25 protein-coding genes and 1 pseudogene are annotated in these 21,234 nt (G+C 41.5%); 6 read left to right on the top strand and 20 right to left on the bottom strand.

The window, feature by feature from the left end:
• Positions 1-97: 97 nt before the first annotated feature.
• The 4 genes from lysA to G509_RS0120010 all read right to left on the bottom strand — a co-directional run bounded on the left by lysA (position 98) and on the right by G509_RS0120010 (position 3,098).
• Positions 98-1,336 (bottom strand): diaminopimelate decarboxylase, encoded by a 1,239-nt coding sequence (lysA, locus tag G509_RS0120030; protein ID WP_026993170.1) that lies wholly within the window; start codon positions 1,334-1,336, stop codon positions 98-100.
• A 382-nt stretch (positions 1,337-1,718) separates the two neighbouring features.
• Positions 1,719-2,156, bottom strand: a complete 438-nt coding sequence (locus G509_RS0120020; protein WP_026993169.1) for a hypothetical protein — start codon at positions 2,154-2,156, stop codon at positions 1,719-1,721.
• A 54-nt stretch (positions 2,157-2,210) separates the two neighbouring features.
• A complete protein-coding gene (locus G509_RS0120015) occupies positions 2,211-2,636 on the bottom strand; it encodes a hypothetical protein (protein ID WP_131450769.1) in 426 nt (141 codons plus the stop codon).
• 66 nt (positions 2,637-2,702) lie between these two features.
• Positions 2,703-3,098 (bottom strand): hypothetical protein, encoded by a 396-nt coding sequence (locus G509_RS0120010; RefSeq protein WP_026993167.1) that lies wholly within the window; start codon positions 3,096-3,098, stop codon positions 2,703-2,705.
• Between the two features lie 176 nt (positions 3,099-3,274).
• Here G509_RS0120010 and sucC point away from each other — a divergent pair, with 176 nt between their 5' ends.
• Positions 3,275-4,468, top strand: a complete 1,194-nt coding sequence (sucC, locus tag G509_RS0120005) for an ADP-forming succinate--CoA ligase subunit beta (protein WP_026993166.1) — start codon at positions 3,275-3,277, stop codon at positions 4,466-4,468.
• A 160-nt stretch (positions 4,469-4,628) separates the two neighbouring features.
• Positions 4,629-5,156 (top strand): lipocalin family protein, encoded by a 528-nt coding sequence (locus tag G509_RS0120000; protein WP_026993165.1) that lies wholly within the window; start codon positions 4,629-4,631, stop codon positions 5,154-5,156.
• A 322-nt stretch (positions 5,157-5,478) separates the two neighbouring features.
• On the opposite strand, the gene G509_RS0119995 is transcribed toward G509_RS0120000, so the two are convergent.
• The 5 genes from G509_RS0119995 to G509_RS0119975 form a co-directional block, all read right to left on the bottom strand.
• Positions 5,479-6,297, bottom strand: coding sequence for an alpha/beta hydrolase (locus G509_RS0119995; RefSeq protein ID WP_026993164.1), 819 nt, complete (start codon positions 6,295-6,297; stop codon positions 5,479-5,481).
• A 230-nt stretch (positions 6,298-6,527) separates the two neighbouring features.
• Complete coding sequence (locus G509_RS0119990) at positions 6,528-8,714, bottom strand: bifunctional alpha,alpha-trehalose-phosphate synthase (UDP-forming)/trehalose-phosphatase (RefSeq protein ID WP_026993163.1); 2,187 nt, start codon at positions 8,712-8,714, stop codon at positions 6,528-6,530.
• A 175-nt stretch (positions 8,715-8,889) separates the two neighbouring features.
• Positions 8,890-9,348, bottom strand: a complete 459-nt coding sequence (locus tag G509_RS0119985) for a DUF4269 domain-containing protein (protein ID WP_262486794.1) — start codon at positions 9,346-9,348, stop codon at positions 8,890-8,892.
• An 84-nt stretch (positions 9,349-9,432) separates the two neighbouring features.
• Positions 9,433-9,882 (bottom strand): DUF1456 family protein, encoded by a 450-nt coding sequence (locus G509_RS0119980; protein WP_026993161.1) that lies wholly within the window; start codon positions 9,880-9,882, stop codon positions 9,433-9,435.
• 212 nt (positions 9,883-10,094) lie between these two features.
• Positions 10,095-10,901 carry an alpha/beta hydrolase gene (locus G509_RS0119975; RefSeq protein ID WP_026993160.1) on the bottom strand — a complete coding sequence of 269 codons (807 nt, stop codon included), beginning with the start codon at positions 10,899-10,901 and terminating at the stop codon, positions 10,095-10,097.
• 56 nt (positions 10,902-10,957) lie between these two features.
• Here G509_RS0119975 and G509_RS0119970 point away from each other — a divergent pair, with 56 nt between their 5' ends.
• The gene (locus G509_RS0119970) at positions 10,958-11,359 is read left to right on the top strand and encodes a hypothetical protein (protein ID WP_026993159.1); all 402 of its coding nucleotides are present in this window, start codon (positions 10,958-10,960) and stop codon (positions 11,357-11,359) included.
• Between the two features lie 2 nt (positions 11,360-11,361).
• Here the strand turns inward: G509_RS0119970 and G509_RS0119965 are convergent, their stop codons facing one another.
• Genes G509_RS0119965 through G509_RS0119955 form a run of 3 tightly spaced genes read right to left on the bottom strand, consistent with a single transcriptional unit; the run spans position 11,362 to position 12,671 of the window.
• Complete coding sequence (locus G509_RS0119965) at positions 11,362-11,658, bottom strand: type II toxin-antitoxin system RelE/ParE family toxin (RefSeq protein WP_026993158.1); 297 nt, start codon at positions 11,656-11,658, stop codon at positions 11,362-11,364.
• A complete protein-coding gene (locus G509_RS0119960; protein WP_026993157.1) occupies positions 11,643-11,876 on the bottom strand; it encodes a hypothetical protein in 234 nt (77 codons plus the stop codon). Before G509_RS0119960 ends, G509_RS0119965 begins: the two co-directional genes overlap by 16 nt.
• A gap of 36 nt (positions 11,877-11,912) precedes the next feature.
• Positions 11,913-12,671 carry an alpha/beta hydrolase gene (locus tag G509_RS0119955; protein ID WP_035739397.1) on the bottom strand — a complete coding sequence of 253 codons (759 nt, stop codon included), beginning with the start codon at positions 12,669-12,671 and terminating at the stop codon, positions 11,913-11,915.
• Between the two features lie 159 nt (positions 12,672-12,830).
• On the opposite strand from G509_RS0119955, the gene G509_RS0119950 reads away from it, so the two are divergent.
• Both G509_RS0119950 and G509_RS0119945 read left to right on the top strand, forming a co-directional pair.
• Entirely contained in the window at positions 12,831-13,202 is a 372-nt protein-coding gene (locus tag G509_RS0119950) for a hypothetical protein (protein WP_026993155.1), read from the top strand.
• Positions 13,203-13,318: 116 nt separating this feature from the next.
• A complete protein-coding gene (locus tag G509_RS0119945) occupies positions 13,319-13,891 on the top strand; it encodes a TlpA family protein disulfide reductase (RefSeq protein ID WP_026993154.1) in 573 nt (190 codons plus the stop codon).
• Here the strand turns inward: G509_RS0119945 and G509_RS0119940 are convergent, their stop codons facing one another.
• The 3 genes from G509_RS0119940 to G509_RS0119930 form a co-directional block, all read right to left on the bottom strand.
• Positions 13,892-14,458, bottom strand: a complete 567-nt coding sequence (locus G509_RS0119940; RefSeq protein ID WP_026993153.1) for a hypothetical protein — start codon at positions 14,456-14,458, stop codon at positions 13,892-13,894. It abuts the gene before it with no gap.
• Positions 14,436-14,654 carry a hypothetical protein gene (locus tag G509_RS23505; protein ID WP_131450770.1) on the bottom strand — a complete coding sequence of 73 codons (219 nt, stop codon included), beginning with the start codon at positions 14,652-14,654 and terminating at the stop codon, positions 14,436-14,438. The genes G509_RS0119940 and G509_RS23505 overlap by 23 nt, the downstream gene beginning before the upstream one ends.
• Before the next feature lie 237 nt (positions 14,655-14,891).
• Positions 14,892-15,392, bottom strand: coding sequence for a TPM domain-containing protein (locus G509_RS0119930; RefSeq protein WP_026993151.1), 501 nt, complete (start codon positions 15,390-15,392; stop codon positions 14,892-14,894).
• Between the two features lie 181 nt (positions 15,393-15,573).
• Here G509_RS0119930 and G509_RS0119925 point away from each other — a divergent pair, with 181 nt between their 5' ends.
• Positions 15,574-16,884: a GAF domain-containing sensor histidine kinase gene (locus G509_RS0119925; RefSeq protein WP_035739396.1), complete on the top strand. Its 1,311-nt coding sequence runs from the start codon at positions 15,574-15,576 to the stop codon at positions 16,882-16,884.
• A 12-nt stretch (positions 16,885-16,896) separates the two neighbouring features.
• Here the strand turns inward: G509_RS0119925 and G509_RS0119920 are convergent, their stop codons facing one another.
• The 5 genes and pseudogenes from G509_RS0119920 to G509_RS23545 all read right to left on the bottom strand — a co-directional run.
• Complete coding sequence (locus G509_RS0119920; protein WP_026993149.1) at positions 16,897-17,340, bottom strand: hypothetical protein; 444 nt, start codon at positions 17,338-17,340, stop codon at positions 16,897-16,899.
• A 181-nt stretch (positions 17,341-17,521) separates the two neighbouring features.
• On the bottom strand, positions 17,522-17,914 hold the full coding sequence (locus G509_RS0119915) for a hypothetical protein (RefSeq protein ID WP_026993148.1): 393 nt from the start codon (positions 17,912-17,914) through the stop codon (positions 17,522-17,524).
• Positions 17,915-17,946: 32 nt separating this feature from the next.
• The gene (locus tag G509_RS23035) at positions 17,947-18,618 is read right to left on the bottom strand and encodes a DUF3885 domain-containing protein (protein ID WP_026993147.1); all 672 of its coding nucleotides are present in this window, start codon (positions 18,616-18,618) and stop codon (positions 17,947-17,949) included.
• A gap of 2 nt (positions 18,619-18,620) precedes the next feature.
• On the bottom strand, positions 18,621-20,606 hold the full coding sequence (gene uvrB, locus G509_RS0119905; protein WP_026993146.1) for an excinuclease ABC subunit UvrB: 1,986 nt from the start codon (positions 20,604-20,606) through the stop codon (positions 18,621-18,623).
• Positions 20,607-20,990: 384 nt separating this feature from the next.
• Positions 20,991-21,234: pseudogene (locus G509_RS23545) on the bottom strand (IS110 family RNA-guided transposase); the annotation flags it as partial.

Below are 21,234 nucleotides of genomic sequence, written 5' to 3'. Positions count from 1 at the left end.
TGTATTATAATTTAGTCGAAGTAAATTTTTGCTTAAACTAAAAAACCGCACTTGTGGGTGCGGTTTTAAACAAAGTAACGTAACAAATATATATAACCTAAACGGTAACGGCTACCGGTGTAGCAGGAGTTTCAAACTCCATTACAACCTGGTTACGTATTATATCTTCAAAAGTTTCGCGTTCTCTAATAAGGTGGCCTTTACCTTCGTACCAAAGCACTTCGGCAGGGCGCACGCGGCTGTTATAGTTGCTGCTCATGCTAAAGCAATATGCCCCTGCATTGCGAAAGCACAACAAATCGCCCTCTTTAATTTCCGGGATACGGCGGTTATTAGCAAAAGTATCGGTCTCGCAAATGTAGCCCACCACGCTGTAAAAACGCTCTTTACCCTTAGGATTACTAACGTTTTCTATATGATGGTGGCTGCCGTAAAGCATTGGGCGTATAAGATGGTTAAAACCACTGTCGATACCCGCAAATACGGTAGACGTTGTTTGCTTAACCACATTTACCTTAGCCAAAAAGAAACCGGCCTCGCTAACCAAAAATTTACCCGGCTCGAAAGTAAGGGTAAGGTCGCGGCCATATTCTGCACAGAATGCATTAAAGCGTTTGCCCAGTTTTTTACCCAGCTCTTCCACATCGGTCTGAATATCGTCTTTTTTATACGGCACTTTAAAGCCACTGCCAAAATCAAGAAACTCCAGCTCTTTAAACTGCGCTGCGGTTTCAAATAATATCTCGGCTGCGTACAAAAATACTTCGATATCTAAAATATCAGATCCTGTATGCATGTGGATACCGTTAATGTGCATGCCCGTGTTTTGAACTATGCGCAATAAGTGCGGCATTTGGTGTATAGAAATACCAAATTTACTGTCTATATGCCCAACAGATATATTGCTGTTACCACCCGCCATTACGTGCGGATTTATACGTATACAAACCGGGGTAGTGGGGTGTTTGGCACCAAACTGCTCCAAAATAGACAGGTTGTCTATATTTATTTGTACACCCAGTAAGGCAACTTCTTCTATCTCTTCCATCGATACGCCGTTAGGGGTATAGATGATCTTTTCGGGAGAGAAGCCTGCCAGTAAACCTAACTGTACTTCTTGTATGGATACGGTATCTAAACCCGACCCCATTTGCTTTAAAAGCTTAAGTACAGATATATTGCTTAGTGCCTTTACGGCGTAGTTAATTCTTAAATGTTCTACTCTGGAGAATGCCTTTTCGAGTTTGTTGTACTGCGACTGAATTTTTGCAGCATCGTACACGTATAACGGGCTACCAAATTGTTCTGCCAGTTGTACCAGTTGTTTCGCTTCCATAATTATATCCTTAATAAGCTACAAAATTAGGTATCAAACAGCACGCAAACAAGCAAATAACACATCATTAACAAAAAATAACAAAATGTTATAAATATAACAATACTAAAAAGTAACTATTATATTTATAACTCTTTTGCGTTGTTTAGATTGTTCTACCACCAGTTTTCGTACCATGCGCCAGAGTAATCTTTGTTGTCGTCATCATTACGGTAAAAAAATATTACCGGAATAGCTAAAATTAAAATCAGAATCTCTTTCATACTTTTTTTGATTTAGGTGAGGGCACTACTATAGTGCCTAAAGTTAGTATTGAGTATAAAAGCAAGGTGAAAAGCCTTTTAACCCCGGGGCAGGCCCCAAGTCTAAAAAATATATAGTGTTAATCTAAGGTCATTATTCTGTTAAAGGTAAGAACGTAGCCATCGGACTCATTTTGCGTTAACACAATGGTGTTGCCATTGTTAACAAAGCAGCCAAAATCCAGGTTACCGGCATTAAATGTTTCGGCACAGGTTTCCGGGGTAACGGTATTGGCATCAAAACTATATGTGTAGGTGCCACTCTCCAAGAAATCTTCAACTGTTTCATCTGCATCATTATTAACAACGCTAAGAATGTGGTGTTCAGTATCAAAATTCCATATAATAGAACCATCATAGTCGTGGTCTATGCCTGCAATGCTACCGCTAACATGCGCCAGTACCCACATGCCATCATAATTTTGGTAGTCGTATACTTTGGGGCTGTCATCATCTTTACTGCATCCTGTAGCAAAAGCGGTGCCTGCGAGTACAAGTAAAAATAGTGCTTTTTTCATGCTTGATTTTTGTAGTAGATGCGCAAAAATCAAAAGGGTTGCGTTAAAATAATGTTAACGCACAAAAATAAAGTTGTAGTGTCCGGCGTATGCATTGGCTACAGTAAGGGTATCATTGCTTACAGTAGCGCAGCCCCCAATACCATTATTGTTTTTAATGGTTAAAACTTTGTCGCAATGGGTTTGTGCGTTGGCAAGAATACTATAGCTGTACCTGCCGGATTGCATGCCCGAATAGTCTTTAGTTGCGGCATTGTTAGAAACCACAACCTGCTGATTGCCTTGTGCAAACTGCCAGATGATAGTACCTTTTTCAAAAGAAGATTCGGGTTTGCCTATAGAGCTTGTAATTTTAATAAGCTGCCATGCCCCATCTATGCCAGTGCTGGCAACAGGATTATCGGTTGGCTCATTGGTATCGTCTGTACAGCCTGTAATAAGCAGTAGCGGAAGCACCATATATAAAATTACTTTCATCATACCTTAAAGGTAAACAAAAGTTGTACCAATAACTATAACCTTATCGTAAAGTGTTGTTAACTAATGTTAACGCACAAAAGTGTATCGAGGGCCATCTACATATTCTTTGGTAGCTATAAGGGTATCGCCGCTAATGGTAAGGCAGCCATAATCGCTTTCTTCAATAAAAAGGGCCTCGTTGCAGGCATTGGTTTCTGCACCAATGGTATAGCCGTAAGTACCGGTAGATAAACCCGCATCATTATTGCCCGAATTATTAACCACATCGATCTCACGGTCAATTTCGTTAAACGTCCAAACAATACTGCCTTTTTCAAAAGTCTGGCTGTTGGCAACAAAAGGTGTATAAATTTCTATAAGGTTCCACTGGTTTTCAAGACCTATGGTATTTATGGGTTCATCGTCGCTGCAGCCGGTAATAAACAGGGCCGGTAACAGTAAAAGTAAGAATGCTTTTTTCATGGTTTGGTTTTTTAAGTAAGATGCTATTTGCCTGTAATGGTTGCCTAAAATTACTGTAATTTTTTTAGTAATGCGCAGCTATACTTTTTTAGCAGGAAAAAAACTAAAAACCTTTCGGCTATTGAAATGTAATTTGCTATTTTTGTTCCACTTTAAATAAGATAAACGCATTTAATATGAATTTACACGAATATCAGGGAAAAGAAATACTGGCAAGCCACGGCGTGCGCGTGCAGCGTGGTATTGTAGCTAACAGCCCGGCTGAGGCAGTTGCTGCTGCTAAAGAGCTTACTGCCCAAACAGGTACAGGCTGGCATGTTATTAAAGCACAGGTACATGCGGGTGGCCGCGGTAAAGGTGGTGGCGTAAAGCTTGCTAAAAACCTACAACAGGTGGAAGAGATTGCAGGACAAATTATAGGTATGGACCTTATTACCCCGCAAACGCCTCCAACCGGTAAAAGGGTACACAAAATACTTGTTGCCGAAGATGTTTACTATCCCGGAGAAAGTGAAACTTCTGAGTTTTATATATCTGTTCTTTTAAACAGGGGCAAAGGCCGTAACATGATTATGTATTCTACCGAAGGTGGTATGGATATTGAAGAAGTTGCAGAGCACACGCCAGAGCGTATTTTTACCGAAGAAATAGACCCGGCTGTAGGCCTACAGGGCTTCCAGGCGCGTAGAATTGCTTTTAACCTTGGCCTTAGCGGCAATGCGTTTAAAGAAATGACTATTTTTATTGCTGCTCTTTACAAAGCGTATGTAGACAGCGATGCATCGATGTTTGAAATTAACCCGGTGCTTAAAACATCTGATAATAAAATTCTTGCTGTAGATGCTAAAGTTGTTCTTGACGACAATGCATTATACCGCCAGAAAAAATATGCAGAAATGCGTGATGTTCTTGAAGAGAACCCTATTGAAGTTGAAGCTAAAGAAGTTGGCCTTAACTACGTAGATCTTGATGGTACTGTGGGTTGTATGGTTAACGGCGCTGGCCTTGCTATGGCAACTATGGACCTTATTAAATATGCAGGCTTTGAGCCGGCTAACTTCCTGGATGTGGGTGGTACTGCCGATGCTAAGCGTGTAGAAACTGCTTTCCGTATTATCTTAAAAGATCCTAACGTTAAAGCTATCCTTATCAACATTTTTGGTGGTATTGTTCGTTGCGACCGTGTTGCTCAAGGTGTTGTAGATGCTTACAAAAATATGGGCGATACTATTAAAGTGCCTATTATTGTACGTTTACAAGGTACTAACGCAGAGCTTGCTAAAGAAATTATCGATAACTCTGGCATGCCAATACTTTCTGCAACCCAGTTTCAGGAAGCTGCAGACCAGGTTAAAGCTGCTTTAGCATAATTATTACATAGACTATTCTATATACAGAAAATCCTGGGCGAAAGCTCAGGATTTTTTTATACCAAAACTATCTTTTAGTAGTTTAACATATATTTTACAGGCAGTTGCGCAACCATTGCTAACTTTATGCACCTAACCAAAAACAATACAACCTGCTGTTATGAAAATAAAGTACTTTTTTTCCGCCCTTATAATTGCTGCCCTTGCGGGATGTTCTGACCCCGATAATAATGGCTTTACACAGGAGCAAATGCTTGTGGGCACCTGGAAGCTTGATGCGTGGTACAGCGATACCCCACAGGATATTGATAACGATGGCAATGCGTCTACCGATTTGCTTTCGCAATGGAATGGCTGCTATAAATACAGCACCGTGCAGTTTAGTGCCGATATGTCTTCTTCCATTACCTATATAGGGCCGGAGAGCAACCCTAAATGCCCACCGGGATTATTGCCTAACGACAATTACAACGGATTGCCGTGGTATATTGATAACTCGTATGCGGAATATCCTAACGGCGAAATTATCTTTACAGGATCTGATTACTTAGAGTCGTACGAAATTGTAAGGCTTACCGATACCGACCTGATTATTAAAGGCGCAGGTCTTTTGGTTAATGCAGAACCCGATAATTCGTATTATACCGATGGCTACCTTAGGTTTACCAGAGAAGGTTTACCGAGATAAAAGCAATGAGCAATCAGCAATAGGCAATAGGCGATGGGCAATAGGCAATAGACAATAGACAATTTGCAATAGGCAACTGGCGATGAGCAATAGACAACTCAATTGGCACAGGCAATTTGCAAAACAGAAAAAGACGCGTATTAATGCGTCTTTTTTCGTTTTAAACTATATTTTTTCGTTTATTCAGATACACTAACTTATTGCAAATTGCCAATTGTCTATTCTATTGTTATTGCTTATTGCCTGTCGCCCATTGCAAATTGCTCATTGCCGTTTGTCTGTGCCAATTGCAAATTGCTCATTGCCAATTGTCCATTATCTATTATTTTCTCAAATCTAATACTCTTTTCACTTCTTTTAGCAATAGTGGATAGGCAGGGTCGGCCATGTTGTGCCCGTAGCCATCCAGTTCGAAATGGCGGGTATCTTTGTGGCCGTTAATTTTCATCATGCGGGCCATGTAGGCGTTTTCGTCAAACCTCCCCAACATTTCAAGCTCGCGGTCGCCGGTAATAAGCAGTAGGGGCGGAGCATCGCCACGTACCCAAAATAGCGGTGCAAATTGGTCTATGGTAGGCTGTTTCTCGGGGATGCCCTGTTCCAGCCTTACCGTAAAATGTGTTACGCATTGCGGACTAAATGGTATCAGCCCCGCCACCTTATTAGCGTCTATATTATACTTAGCAAGCCATTTTTTATCCAAGCCCACCATTAAATCCAGATAACCTCCGGCAGAATGCCCTGAAAGGAATATTTGCGATGGGTCGCCACCATATTTTGCAACATTGTTAAATGCCCATGCTATGGCAGCAGCGGCATCTTCTATACACTTAACCGCCATTACATTGGGGTTAAGGCGATAGCCCACACCTATAATGCAGTAGCCTTTATCTTTTAATGCCTGCGGAATTTCTTTACTGCCCTGTGTTAACCCACCGCCATGAAACCATACAATGGTAGCAAAATTCTTTACATTTTTAGGGTAGTAAATATCCAGGATGCAACGCTCTGCGGCGTAAGCATCATTTTTATACTGGGCATCATCATAATACCTAATGTTGGTTTTTGTATCGTAGTCGGTTTTTTGGGCAAAAGTTAGTGTGCCGGTAAGCAGCACAAAAAGTACAAGAAGGTTTTTCATTATAAAATGGATGTTTGATTGGAATAGCTAAGATAGGGATTTTAAGGAAAATCATGCTACAGATAGCCGCATAGAAGTAAAGTTGCTACAACTCCGGGCTCGTCATCGCGAGGCACGAAGCGATCTCACATTTTGGTTTACACCGAGTGAGGCCGCCTTGAGCTTCACTCAGACTTGCCTCACTTTGCGAATCTTTGTGTCTTCTTTGTGAATCTTTGCGAAATAACTTATTACTTCACTACAGAACTTCCCTCCAGTTGGGTTAAAAATTCCAGTACCTTATCTACACTTTTAACCCTGTATTTAGCAGCGGTGTTACCCGGACCTACCTTAACGGAGAATTCGGCATCGCCGGTAAGTTGTTCAAACAAATCTTCATCGGTTTTATCATCGCCAAAAGCCAGTACAAAATCATGCGGATTGCACAAAATGCTGTTGCGGCAGGTAGTGCCTTTGTGTGCCATAAAGTGTTTAACCTCTATAACCTTATTGCCGTCTATAATTTGGGTGGGCGAGTTGTACAGGTGGTTTTTAAGTAGTGTAAGCATCTCGCGCGATGTAAGGAAACCCTGCTTTTCGTCTACATTGCGGTAATGCCATGCCACGCCAAACTCTTTAACCTCAATAAAACTCTCGGCATTGGTGTCTACATATTCCTGCATAACGCTAATAACGCGGTCTTTCCATTCGGTGCCGCCCTGTATAATAGGCTCCCAGGTATCATCGCGTTTAATGTAACCGCCATGTTCGGCTACCAGGCCAATAGGCAGGTGCCCCAGCCATTTTTGCAAGAAGTTCTTATCGCGCCCGCTGATAATCCAGACCTCATTTTTAGGGTCGGCAGCCAGGTTGGTAAGCAGCGTAATCAGTTTAGCATCGGGTACGGCGAGTTCCGGCCTTGCGGCGAGTTTAACCAGTGTACCGTCAAAATCCAATAGTAAAAGTCGGCTGTTAGCCTGCTCAAATTTCTGGAACATCTCAGTTTTAAAGTCGCCTTTTAACTGCTGCGCTTTATTATCGTGACTGTGCATTTCTTCGGTTTCGCTTAAAAAGTTACTGGCCCACCTAAACACATCGTGGGTTTTAAGATAGCCCTGCATGCGCTCCATGCGGCGCTGTTGCTCTTCTTCCGGCATATTTAATGCCAGGTTTATCTTATCAGCAATAAGTTCGGTATCGAACGGATTAATGGTAATAGCTTCCTGAAGCTCTTTGGCAGCACCGGCCAGTACGCTTAATAGCAGCACACCACACAGGTCTTTACGGGCGGCCACATATTCTTTAGCAACAAGGTTCATACCATCGCGTACAGGGGAGATTAACGCCACATGGGCGCTGCTATATAGTGCAATTAGCTTATCAAAATCGACTGACTGGTACTGGTACACCACAGGTGTCCATTTATAGTTGCCAAGCGCGCCGTTAATGCGGCTAATGTTGTTTTCTATCATGCGTTTGCGTTCGCCGTACTTGCCAATTTCTTCGCGCGACGGAACGATAACTATTACAAACACCACTTTTTCCTTCCACTCCGGATACTTCTCTAAAAAGCTCTCAAAAGCGTAGAGGCGGTTGTTGATGCCTTTGCTGTAATCCAGCCGGTCTACCGAAAAGATGATCTTTTTATCGTGATACAGTTCGCCAATCTCCTCGCGAAGGGCTATAACGTTAGGTTTATCGTAAGCATCGTGAAATTTATCAAAGTCGATACTGATAGGGAAGGAGCCCACTTTGGTACGATGGCTGTCCTGGCTAAATACAAAGCCGCGTTGGTTAAGGCCTAATATTTTCTCTACACATTCGGTAAAGTGTATGGCGTTATCCCAGGTGTGGAAACCCACAAGGTTAGCACCCAGCATGCCCTCTAACAGGTAGCGCTTAACTTTGTTGGGCATTATCCTGAAAATTTCGAAGTTAGGGAAGGGTATGTGTAAAAAGAAGCCAATTTTAGCATCGGGGTGCTGTTGGCGAACAAGATTGGCAAGGCCAAGAAAATGGTAATCGTGTATCCATACAATATCGCCGGGTTCGTAAATTTCGTTTACTTTTTGCGCAACAATTTCGTTGGCGGTTTTGTAGGCTTCAAAAGCTTCATCATTATATTCCATATACGATGGAAAGTAATGGAACAGTGCCCATAAAACGGAATTGCTGAATACATTATAAAAATTCTTGTTCAGTTTTTTGTCGAGGAACACAGGCTCAATTTCAAAATTTTTGCTGAAACTATCCTTATGATTTTCCCATGTATTTTTTTCGAAATCGGCTACACCCACCCACGTAAGGTTGGCATTGCTTTTTTCTGAATACGAAAGTATTGCTGTGGCCAGCCCTCCGGCGCTTTGTGTAATTGTAGTCTTGCGGTTTTGCTTTTTGATAGACAGGGGCAACCTGTAAGAAATGGTAATAATTTTCATGTATAGAAATTTTGCGCTACAGGTTTAAAACCATGTTGCAGCACTATTTCTATAAAGTTACAAAACCCTTATTGCACAAGAGGTTTAATAAATGTTAGTTAACATTTTATTAGGGCTGTTTTAGGGGTATCGTAACTATAGTTATAAAATATTGCCAAATAAAAACCTTAAAAAATTAAACATTAAATTCTAAAAGTGCTGTGTAAGGATTGCCCTCAATGCCCAATAATTGAGCAAAAGCAGGCTCGGTTTTTAGTCCCGATTGCTTAAGTGCTATTACCTGCTGCCTGAAATTGTCGCCTTTTTTAGATAAGATTTTATATTCAATAATCATGTGGCGGTAGGCCATTTGCTGCTTAACGGGAATGTTTTGCCCAAACACTTCGACCTCTAAACCATCGGCAAAAAAGTTGGTAATAATGGTGTGTTGGTTGTTGATGGTAACTTCCCGTAAGGTAAAATTTTCGAAACCTGAAAAGCTGTTGGTTACATGTTGCTTAAAATGCCCTGCTTCCTGCCAGTAGCATAAAACATCGAGGTCGCTGCCGGGCACAGCAATATCCAGCGGAAATGTGCCTGCCAATACAGGCCGGTATTGCGCCAGTAGCTCTATAATTTTATGATGGGAGAGCACCCTAAAAGCTTCGCGCTGTTTAGGGGTGCCAACTGAAAGGTATTCTATAGTATCAAACTTTTTCAGGTAAGATGCTTTAGATAATTATCCTTTTTTATTCTTGCCGTTATTGTACTTAACCTGCTCTACAATGGGGGCCGGTTTTTTGGCTTTGTCGAATTTTTTGTTTTGAGAAGGGCCTTTAGCAGCAGGCTTTTTAGCCTTTGGTCTTGGAGCTGGGGCACCTTTAGAGGGAGCTGGCCTATCTGTAGGAGCCGACTGGCTTTTTATGGCAGCCCTGTTTTTTTCGATAACATCCATGGCATTGGTAGGATTTTCTTTAGTGCCACGCAAATGAATTACAAGACCGTTTAAAAAGTTACGCAACACCTGGTCGCCGCACTCCATGAAGTTAGGGTGGTCTTCGGCACGAAAAAACGCACCAAGCTCTGCCTTAGAGATCCTGAAATCTACCAGTTCTAAGATGGCTACAATTTGGTCGTCGCGAAGCTGCAATGCTACACGTAATTTTTTAAATACGTCGTTGTTATTCATAAAGTATGTTTTTGCAAAGGTAGTCTTTTTGAGTGGAATATGTGCATAGTATGTAGCTATTCCCCTCTTTTGGAGGGGTGGCTGAAAGCCGGGGTGGTTTATTGTTTACAGGAAACCACCCCGCCCTGCGGGCACCCCTCCAAAGGAGGGGAATACCCACTTGCACTAAACCCCAAACTCCAAACCCCAAACCCGCATCCCGTAACTCAAAACTATTTCTCCTCTGCCATGAGCCAGACAATTGCTGCGGCAAACTCTTTGCTCCAAAGGGCTTCGTTGTGTTTGCCGCCAGGCACGATCTTTTTTTTGAGGCAGTTGGGCTTGCGGTCAATTTTGCGAACCAGCTGGTACATACGGTTCAGGTCGGGTACCATGTCGTTGCTTTCTTTATCGCCGGCCATAAAATAGATCTTAGCGTCGAGGGCATCAAGGTAATCCGTCAGTTCAAAAATATCTTTAGTAAACCAAAAAGAGGGCGAAAACACCCCTGCCTTGCCAAAGGTATCAGGATAATTGAGCAGCCCGTAATACGACACCAATCCGCCAAGCGAACTGCCAAAGAGCGCCGTGTTTTCGCGGCCTTTTTTTGTGCGGTACCGGCTGTCTATATCGGGTTTAAGGGTATTCATAATAAAATCGAGGTAAGTATCGGCACCGCCGCCACCCAGTTTCTCGTTTTTGTAAGGGGTAAGCTCTTTGGTGCGGTTATCACCCCCATGTTCTATGCCTATTATAATTACTTCGGCTTTAAGGCTGTCCAGAGTTTCGTCTACACGCCATTCGCCGGCAAAAGAGGTTGAATTATCAAACAGGTTCTGGCCGTCGTGCATGTACACAACAGGGTAGCTTTTAGAGGTTTTACTGTAGTTATAGGGCAGGTAGACCCATATTTTTTTAGGGCCGTTAAGCTCGTGCGCATAAATGCTGTAGGTACTTACATTAGGCGATGTTGTTTTTTGCTGGGCATGCGTAGTGTGCAGCGCAAACAGGGCAAAAAATAAAAACAAGTAAGGTTTCATAAAATGGTTTGTTTTTTTAGGCCAAAAAAGATATTTTAGCAAACAAAATAGCTGATATGAATACATACGAAGAAAAGCTGAGTTTATTGTCTGAAATGATTGCTTTTGCAAAAATTGATGGCGAGGTGCACGAACGCGAATACCGCTTTTTAAATATTGTTGCCATGCAGCTGCGTATAGAAACTCCCGTTTTTGAAGGCCTTTTTAAAAAACCGGCCCCTAAAATAGTTATAAAATCAGAACACGAGCGCATACTACAGTTTTACAGGCTTGCGCTGCTTATGCAGGCAGATGGGGTATTGCACGCCAACGAGCAAAAGGCCATACGCGAAATGGGAATTAACATGGGGCTTAGCCCGTATGCCATGAAAAGTGTGCTTAACGAAATGCAACGCTCTGAAACCGGCCTGATTGACCCTGAAATTTTACTGGCGTTGTTTAGGGCGCAGCAAAATTAGTACTACTTTAGTTTTAATTTATTTGGATTTCTTCGGCTATCCCAAAGGGTTAGAACAGTAATATTATTGTCGCTTATTTTATAAAAAATAAAATAGTCTCTAATTATTTTTATCCTTATATCTGCTGCCTCAGTAGGTTTACCTATTTCAGGCTGTTTTAAAATTAGCCTTAAGTTACTTTTAAAAAGTGTATATAGTTTTGTACTATATGTTTTTGATCCTGTACGCTCAAACCAGTATTCAAGAATATCATCACGATCGTTAATAGCCTTTTCAGTCCAAATTACTCTTCCAACCATTTATTGAATCGTTGATTAGCTTCTTCATCAGATATTACCCTTCCATTAATAATATCTTCTTCCGCTTCCTTAATTGCTTCCTTTTGTTCTGCATTAAAAGCATAGACTTCAGTGTCTAATTCAAAATCAAGCAGTAGCTTTATTTCTTCTAAAATAAATTCTTTGTCAGTGTTTCTTATGCTGTTTATCAGATTCTCTTTCAGTTTTGCCGTTGTCATATCCAATGTGTTTAAGTATCAAATATACAAATTTAATTAATCCATAAGCCAACTGTAGGCATCGGCAAATTCTTTGCTCCAAAGGTTTTCGTTATGCTTGCCGTTGTGCACTATCTTTTTGTGTATGCGGCTCTTGTCCTTTACTTTTTGATAGATAAGCTCTTCCATGTGCTCAATATCCGGAACCATGCCCATGCTTTCGCGGTCGCCGGCCATAAAGTAAATGCGCCCATCTATATGGTCTATGGTTTCCATCAGGTCGAAAATTTCGTGGCTAAACCAAAAAGAGGGCGAAAACACCCCTGCGTTGCCAAATACATCAGGAAACTTCATCAGTGCATAAAACGATATCAGTCCGCCCACCGAACTCCCAAAAATAGTGGTACTCTCTTTATCGGGTAACGTTTTGTAGTGTTCGTCTACGTAAGGCTTAAGGGTGGTTACAATAAAATCAAGGTAATCATCGGCGTGGCCGCCACCGTATTTTTCGTTCTTATAGGGCGTCATTTCGTCTATGCGTCGATTGGTTCCGCCATGCTCTATACCTATAATTATAGCCTGCGAGTGCAGGTCGTTTAGCTTATCCTCTACATGCCATTCGCGTTTGGCCGATTCGGTATGGTCAAAAACATGCTGGCCGTCGTGCATATAAATAACGGGGTAGCGCTGGGGGCTGTCCTCATAATTATAAGGCAGGTATACCCATATATTTTTATCGCGGCCCAGTTGCGGGGCGGTAAGGGTAAACTCTGTTACGGTGCCTAAAGTGGTGTTTTGCGGTACTGCTGTTTTCATACCCTGAAAATAGTACTTTAGCTGCAAACAGGGTAGGGGTTTGGGTTATTTTTAACCTGAGCTAATTTTAGGGTGCTAACGCTCTTAATCATAATCTTAACCCAATTGCAGGATTTATACTTAAATATGGCAGTACCTTTAAGAAAATAACAAAACAGAATGTCAGGAAAAAAACAGTTTGGTGTATGGATGGATTCGCATAACGCCACCATAGTAGGAAGAGAAGATATTACCGAAGGTGAATTTATTGTACTGGGCCATGCCACTAATGCGGGTGCCGACGGTAACAGCAGCGAGAATGCCGCCAACAATCATGAAATTACGCTTCAGCATAAATTTTTTAAAGAAATTACAGCTTTTATGCAAAATGTAGATGTTATACATATAACAGGTACGGGCGATGCGCAGGAGCAGTTTATAAAATACCTTTCGGAAACGCCGCAGTATAAAAATGCGGTGGCGGACGAAAGTACATCGAACAAAATGAGCGATGAGAAGTTTATCGAAATGGTTACTGCTAAGTTTAATTAGCTTTCGTAAAAAATACATTATTAAAACTGCCTTAGCAAATAAGGCAGTTTTTTTATGGGCTTTGGTTAACAATGCCGACTTATTATTATATTTGAAAACCTAACCAATACTGCCTTATGAAACACCTATTACTACTTTGCGCCTTTTTATGCACGCAATTTACTTTTGCCCAGGCTGTGGCCGATACTACCGCAAAACCCAATGTTAACGTTAGTATTAAACCGGTAGACGCTGCCATTATTAGCAAGGTTGCGAAGGAGTCGGGCAAGAAAAATACCCTGTTCTATACTTTTGGTGTTTGGTGCGAGCCGTGCCGTGTGCACCTGCCTACAGCCATTAAACTGGCTAAAGATTATAATATGGAGTTTTATGTATTGCTTGTAGATGCGCAAAGCAATACCAAATATATTACGGGTGCAGTAGACTACCTTTATAAGTTAGACCCTACTATTAAAATTGCGGTTTTAAAAGATGACGTGTATGGCGTAAAAACCAATAAGCGCAACAAGAAATTTGTGACCGAAATTACCCCGCCGCAGTTTGAAAATATAGACGATTTTTCTAAATATATTGTTTTAGACAGCGAGGGCAAGGTTGTAATGGTTACCACTTGGAAAGACTATAATGGTAACTGGAAAGACAACGATTACATTATACAAAACAGGATAGTGCCGGTGCTTACAAAATAATTAAGGGGCAATCTTTAAATTATCGAAACCTGTCCCTTTGGCAAACAAGGTGCTATCTTTTTTACTGATGAAATATTGAGTTGTAAACAAGCTGTCCGTTATCTTAGAAAGATTATCTCTTTCAAGGTATAAAGTATCATTTACAATGGTATAGTTACCCTGAAATGTTTCCGAAAAATCAGCGTATAACCTGGTGGCTGCAAAACTGTTGTTTTTATACAGCGTTAAAGATCCTCCGCTTGTATGCTGATTTTCTATATTGGCCCCCAAAACTTTATTTGTCCAGAATTTATGGCCATCTGCTGCTAATGCTATCCAGGCTATCAGTAAATAGCAGGCAATAATTAGTAAGGGTATAAAATCGTAGTCTTTTTGGCCTCTATAAAGTGCAATGCCAAAGCGTAGTGCCACAATTATAAATGCCAGGATAAGGATGCTACCAAATAATACAAGTGCCAAGCCAGAACCCATGCCCCTGCCATAATCGCCCATAGGAAGTATATTGTAAAGCAGCAACGTACCAATGAGAAATAGCGTACCGTATTTAATTAATTTCTTCTTTCTCATTACCAATATAATTTTGAGATTTTTTAAATATAAAATTTCCCAGCCGTACTAAAAGCCAGCCACTGCAAAAGGTTATAATTACAAGTATGAGTATTCCTATAAAGCCGCCATCCATACCTAAAAAAACAATATTATAAACACCCCATAATGCTACTATTAGGCTTGGAAATAGTAAAATACAGGTAAAAATAGCCATAGCACTAACAATTAGCGGGCTTTTACTTATAATTTTTGGAAATGTACGTAATACTATATGATTGGCGCACATATACACTATTAATATATAGTGTATTGCCTGGAAATGAAGATTCTCTTTCATTGTAAGGCTAAGCATAAAGAAGAATAAAACTATACATGTTATCAATAAACAATAAATAAAAGCAACTGTTTTATAGTGGTTTACCATGTAATTATCCTTAGCTCGTTTTTCCACCTACTTCAGCTTTTTAACAATCTCTATAATACCATCTACCGTGCCTTGATAATAGTCGTTGTTTTTAAATTTAGGAATACAGAACGCATCAATAATAAGGCGGGTTTCGGCATCCGAAATCTGTTCCTTTACCTTGTTGCCATTTTGTATGCGCATGCGGTGCAGGCCTTTGCCTATGGCCAGTAAAATGCCGTTATCTTCGGCGGTAGTGTTGGCCCATTTGTGTGCATCATGCAGGGTAAGGGCATCGAATTTCTCGGCGGTAGCCACAGCAATTATTACAATCTCTACGCCATTGCGTTTTCTGTAGTCGGTTATAATTTCGTCCAGAAAACGTTCCTGGTCGGGCGTATAAATGTCTTCCTGGTCTATAATGTAGTTTTCGGGCTTGTTAAGGCTTTCCCACAGCTCTTTGTTTTTGGCATCTTTATCTTTTGTTGTACTCTGGGCGAAGGCTGTAGTGGCAGAGAAAAGAAGCAAAAGGGCAATATAAAATTTCATTACTATAATTTAAGTATAAACGTTAACGCTATATGCAGTATTATAGTGTAAAATTAAGCATTATTGCCTTATTATTCTTCTGTTAAACGCTAACTGCGGTTAACACGCAATTAACTAAATGCCGTATTTAATATTTAAATAGAATACCTATATTTAAACCCTAAGAAATACGGTGTGTACCATGATAAAAACTATTGAAGTTACAGTTGATGAGGATGCGCGTTTGGGTAACTTGCAAAGTTTTGGAATACTGGATACATTTTCGGAAAAAGACTACGACGATATTACCCACATGGCCTCTATAATTTGCGAGGCGCCCATTGCCCTGATAAGTTTTGTGGATGACGACAGGCAATGGTTTAAGTCGGCGCGCGGGTTATCGGCCAGCCAGACGGCGCGAGAGCATTCGTTTTGCTCGCATGCCATTATAAACACACAAGAACCTTTTATTGTAACCGATTCGCGTATAGACGAGCGCTTTAAGGATAACCCGCTGGTTACCGGAAACCCCAATATTGTTTTTTATGCGGGTGTACCGCTGGTGAGCAACGACGGTTTTGGGCTGGGTACCGTTTGTATTATAGACACCAAACCGCGCGAACTTACAGAGCAGCAGCTTAATGCGCTGCACATACTTTCAAGGCAGACCATAAACCTTTTGAACCTTAGAAAAGCCAACCAAAAACTGGCGCATGCCACGCAGGAATTAGAGGTAAAACTGGAAAACCACATATCTGAAAGGATGCAGGAGGTAGAGGCCCAAAACATAGAACTGGAGCGTATAAACGAAGAGCTACGATCGTTTAGTTATATTTCCAGTCACGATTTGCAGGAACCGCTGCGCAAAATACAGATATTTTGCTCGCTGATACTGGAAAAGGAGTTCGGCAACCTATCTGGGCAGGGCAAGGAGTATTTTAACAAGATACAGAAGTCGACATCGCGAATGAGCGCGCTGATTAAAGATTTGCTTACGTATTCGCGTACAACATCTACCGAAAGGGTTTTTGAAACCGTAGCCTTAAAGCAGCTTATTGATGAGGTGGCCGCCGACCTGCACGAAGAAATGGAGGCCAAAGGCGCGGTAGTTGAATGCAATTGCGATGTAGATGTTAGCGTAATACACTTTCAGTTCAGGCAACTGCTGTACAACCTGTTTAGTAACGCGCTTAAATTTTCTAAAGAGGGTGTAGCACCGGTTATAACCGTGGGCACTGCGCACCAAACCGGTAAAGAGTTTGGCATTGCTGCACTAAACCCGGCACAGCTGTATACCTGTATTAAAGTAACCGACAACGGTATTGGTTTTGACAATCGGTATGCCGAAAAGATATTTGAGCTTTTTCAACGTTTGGATACCGCCGATAAACAAATGGGTACCGGCATTGGGCTTACCATTGTAAAAAAGATTATAAGCAACCACAACGGCTACATTAAAGCCAATGGCTCTATACCGCATGGCGCTACATTCGAGATTTATTTGCCGGAGTAGGGGGATAAACCGCTACTTTAAATCTACAATTTTACCTACTTTTTCTTTTTCGATATCAAAAAGCACAGGCTCGCATTTGTTTAGAGGAGTGTTGCAGCCTTTTATAATGTTTTTTATAAACGACTGTACATCGAGCACGCTGAAAATTTTATTGTAGATCTTCATTTCTAAAGAAGTTACATCTATAATAGCCAGTTGCTGTACGGTGCCTACAAATATTTTGCGTTTCCAGAGGGGCAGGGCAAAGCGTTTGCCATCGGGCTCCCAAACCGGGGGGCCACCGCACCAGCCGCCTAATTTAATGCTGCGCCCGTTAGGGAAATGTAAAAAGCACTGGCCGTTTAGGGGTGCACCAATAGCCATTTCTTCCAGGTCGCTGTAGGTTACAGTATGTGTATTATCCGGCGATGGGTAGGCCGAGTCGAAATTCCACGGGTCAATCTTCGTATTATTCATAATAGTTAAACCTTCTGCCTGAAGCGCTTAAGTTATTTTTTCAATTTCATAGCCTGTAAAAGTACATCTTTTAGGCTTTTCATCATCATTTATAGAGCCGAAATTATAAACACGCAAAAATTTGCAATTATTTTTTTGCTATCCTTACATTAGCCATGTGTAAATTTTACATTTATTAAGATTAGGCTGCTGCAAGTTTAGAAATATGGGGTGGCATTCCAAATTCTGACTTATTAACACACTTACCTAAAGCTAATAAATCTTTAGAGAATTCCAGCAAATCCCAATAGATAATAAGAACATCGCCGTTAAAAACAAACTCCATCCAGCCTTCGGCAATAAAGTTTCCGTCATTGTCATCAATTATTATATATGAATAATTTTCGAGGCTGCCATCAAGGTAATCGGCTGTATCGCCCTCAACAACACTTTTAGACCAGTCGAATTTTACAGCATTGCACTCAGGGTAATAGATAAGCAGGTCGGCATACAATTGGTCTTCTGTATACGCCCGTAACTTTGGCCCCATAGGGCTCGAAAAGCCGTAGGATGTGTATTTGTTGGTGTAGTACATTGTGATGCTCTCTATAAAGGTTAATATCTAAATCAATTCTTTGGTTGATTGAATAAACTATCAATTTTTTGCCTGTTATAATCAAGAATAAGGCTGTTGTGCTTAATGTAGTTGGCTCTTAATGTCTCTTTATTAGATGCTATTACATCAAGGCCTCTATCATCATACATACTAAAGATAAGTTTTTTATCTACATTAATAAAATAAATACTTTTACTGCCTAAAGTCTCTATTATTCGAGGGAAATCGCGATATGATATTGCTTTGAGTATATTTTGGTAGCCAATATTTTTAGCGATGGTTTGTACTATAGCAACATTATGTTGGTCAAACGGATAGTTTAGAGATTCCTCGTCAAAAAAGTTTTTAATGCGATAATAGTCAATATCCTGTCTTTTTAAATTTTGGATCTGATTAAATATGTAATTAAATCGCCTGATCTTTTGCCTTTTAAATTTATGCTCTATCACTACCATGTAAACGGAGTCGTCGGCATCAAAAAAGCTTTCAAATAAAAGCGAAGCCCTTTTAACTACTTCCTCAAAATAACTATCAGATTCCTCAAAATAACTATCAGAATCAGCAGTCTTACTCTGTAAATTAAACCTAAGCCCATTTTGCCATCTATAAAACAACGGCGGCTTGATGGTTAATCCATCAAAATTATCGTCTAAAAATTTAAAATATTCCTGTTTTATATTCATAATTACACCTTCTCCTGTAACGCTTTAATCTCATCCCTTAACTTGGCAGCCTGTAAAAAGTCGAGCTCTTTGGCGGCCTTTTCCATGCTCTTGCGCTTATCGCGGATAATTTTTTCGATATCGCCCTTAACCATGTAAGTAGTATCAGGTTCGGCGGCCACTTTTGGAGCATGCTCCAGCTTGTAGGCGTTGCTTTTGCCCAGGGTATTTTTCTCTATCTTCTTGTTAAGCGCAATTGGCACCTTGCCATGCTCTATATTGTAATTATGTTGCTTTTCGCGCTTATAGTTGGTCTCATCTATAGTGCGCTGCATGCTGTCGGTAATTTTATCGGCATACATAATGGCCTTGCCGTTAACGTTACGTGCGGCACGCCCCACGGTTTGGGTAAGCGAGCGGTTGCTACGCAAAAAGCCCTCTTTATCGGCATCTAAAATAGCCACTAACGATACCTCGGGTAAATCAAGGCCCTCCCTAAGCAGGTTAACGCCAATAAGCACATCAAAAATACCCTTACGCAAATCCTGCATAATCTCTACACGCTCCAGCGTATCTACTTCGCTGTGAATGTAGCGGCACCTTATAGATACTTTTGTAAGGTATTTGGCCAGCTCTTCGGCCATACGTTTGGTAAGGGTGGTAACCAGCGTACGCTCGTCCAGCTCTACACGCTGCTGAATTTCTTCAATAAGGTCGTCTATCTGGTTAAGGCTTGGGCGCACTTCGATAATAGGGTCTAACAGGCCGGTAGGGCGAATAATTTGCTCTACATACACACCGCCGCTTTTTTGCAGCTCGTAATCGGCCGGGGTGGCGCTAACATACACCACCTGGTTTTGCATGGCCTCGAACTCTTCAAACTTAAGCGGGCGGTTGTCCATTGCCGCCGGCAGCCTAAAGCCGTATTCAACAAGGTTTTCTTTACGCGAGCGGTCGCCGCCATACATGGCATGCACCTGGCTAACGGTAACGTGGCTTTCGTCTATCACCATCAGGAAATCTTTAGGGAAATAATCCAGCAGACAGAACGGGCGTGTGCCCGGCAGCCTGCGGTCTAAGTACCTCGAATAGTTTTCGATACCCGAGCAGTAGCCCAGTTCGCGAATCATCTCTAAATCGAAATTGGTACGCTCTTCGAGGCGTTTGGCCTCCAGGTGCTTGCCAATTTCTTTAAAGTAATCTACCTGTTTTACAAGGTCCTGCTGAATATCCCATATAGCACCCTGAAGCACATCGGGACTTGTAACAAACATGTTGGCCGGGTAAATATTTAACCGGTCGTATTTTTCTATAACCTTAGATGTTGCTTTATCAAAGGCCTCAATGTCTTCTATCTCATCGCCAAAAAAGTGAATGCGGAACGGCTCATCGCCATAACTCGGAAAAACCTCTACCGTGTCGCCTTTAATACGAAAGGTGCCGGGTGTAAAATCGGCTTCGGTACGGGCATAAAGGCTTTGCACCAACCTGTGCAGCAGCTTGGTGCGGCTTATAACCTGGTCTTTGTGTATAGACACTACGTTTTTTTGGAACTCCACCGGGTTACCAATACCGTACAGGCACGATACCGATGCTATTACAATAATATCGCGACGGCCGGACAGCAGCGATGAGGTAGTGCTCAGTCGCATTTTTTCCAGCTCCTCGTTAATCGAAAGGTCTTTTTCTATGTACGTTCCGCTAACGGGTATGTAGGCTTCGGGCTGGTAGTAGTCGTAGTATGACACAAAATACTCTACCGCATTGTTAGGAAAAAACTGCTTAAACTCGCTATACAGCTGCGCCGCCAGCGTTTTGTTGTGCGCCAGTACCAGCGTGGGCTTTTGCACCTGCTCTATAACGTTGGCCATGGTAAAGGTTTTACCAGAGCCCGTAACGCCCAACAGGGTCTGGAACGGTTCTCCGGCCTGTATGCCGGCCGTTAATTGCTTAATAGCCCCGGGTTGATCGCCCGTGGGCTTATAATCCGATACAACATTAAATTTCATTCTGTTAGCTTTTATACAAAGATAGTAATAAGTGGTCAGTGTTCAGTAGCAGTTAACAGTCGGTTAAGTTGCTTTAAACCTGTTAACCTGACCGCTGCATAATTAGCAACAACTGTGCCCAAATATCGAATTTTCAGGAGCGAAAGGCATGCGCATTTTAGCCATCCGTGTTCCTGCTATCGCCTTTATCTCTACGCTGCGCTGCGAGGATACCGGCTCTATCAGGGCTGGGAGCTTACCATGAGGCCAAGACCTCACCCCCGGCATAGTATATAGTCCTCTCCCCAACCCCTCTCCGAAGATTCTGTGTTGATTTACAAGAAAAATAATAATTTTTTCTATTTTTGTATTCTTAGGAAGCCTTGAGCTATCCTGTATAGAGCCTTATACTATTTGTATCTGCGCTCTATTTTTTTGCTTATTTTCTTCATAGTTTTTATCATAGTTTTCTTTTCGTTTAAAGATCACATATATAGTTTCAAGCAGCTTTCGTTGTACTGCTACTAATCCTTTCATTTTAATTCCCTGTTTTGCAACGATCCGGGCATATAAGGCCCTAAAAGTATCATCCCATTTTACCGCTGTCAATGCAGGCAGGTACATAGCTTTTCTTAAGTACCTGTTCCCT

The sequence above is a fragment of the Flavobacterium subsaxonicum WB 4.1-42 = DSM 21790 genome, assembly GCF_000422725.1.
Taxonomy (GTDB): Bacteria; Bacteroidota; Bacteroidia; order Flavobacteriales; family Flavobacteriaceae; genus Flavobacterium; species Flavobacterium subsaxonicum.
Note: the sequence above shows the minus strand (reverse complement) of the source record. Positions and strands in the feature narration are given on the sequence as shown.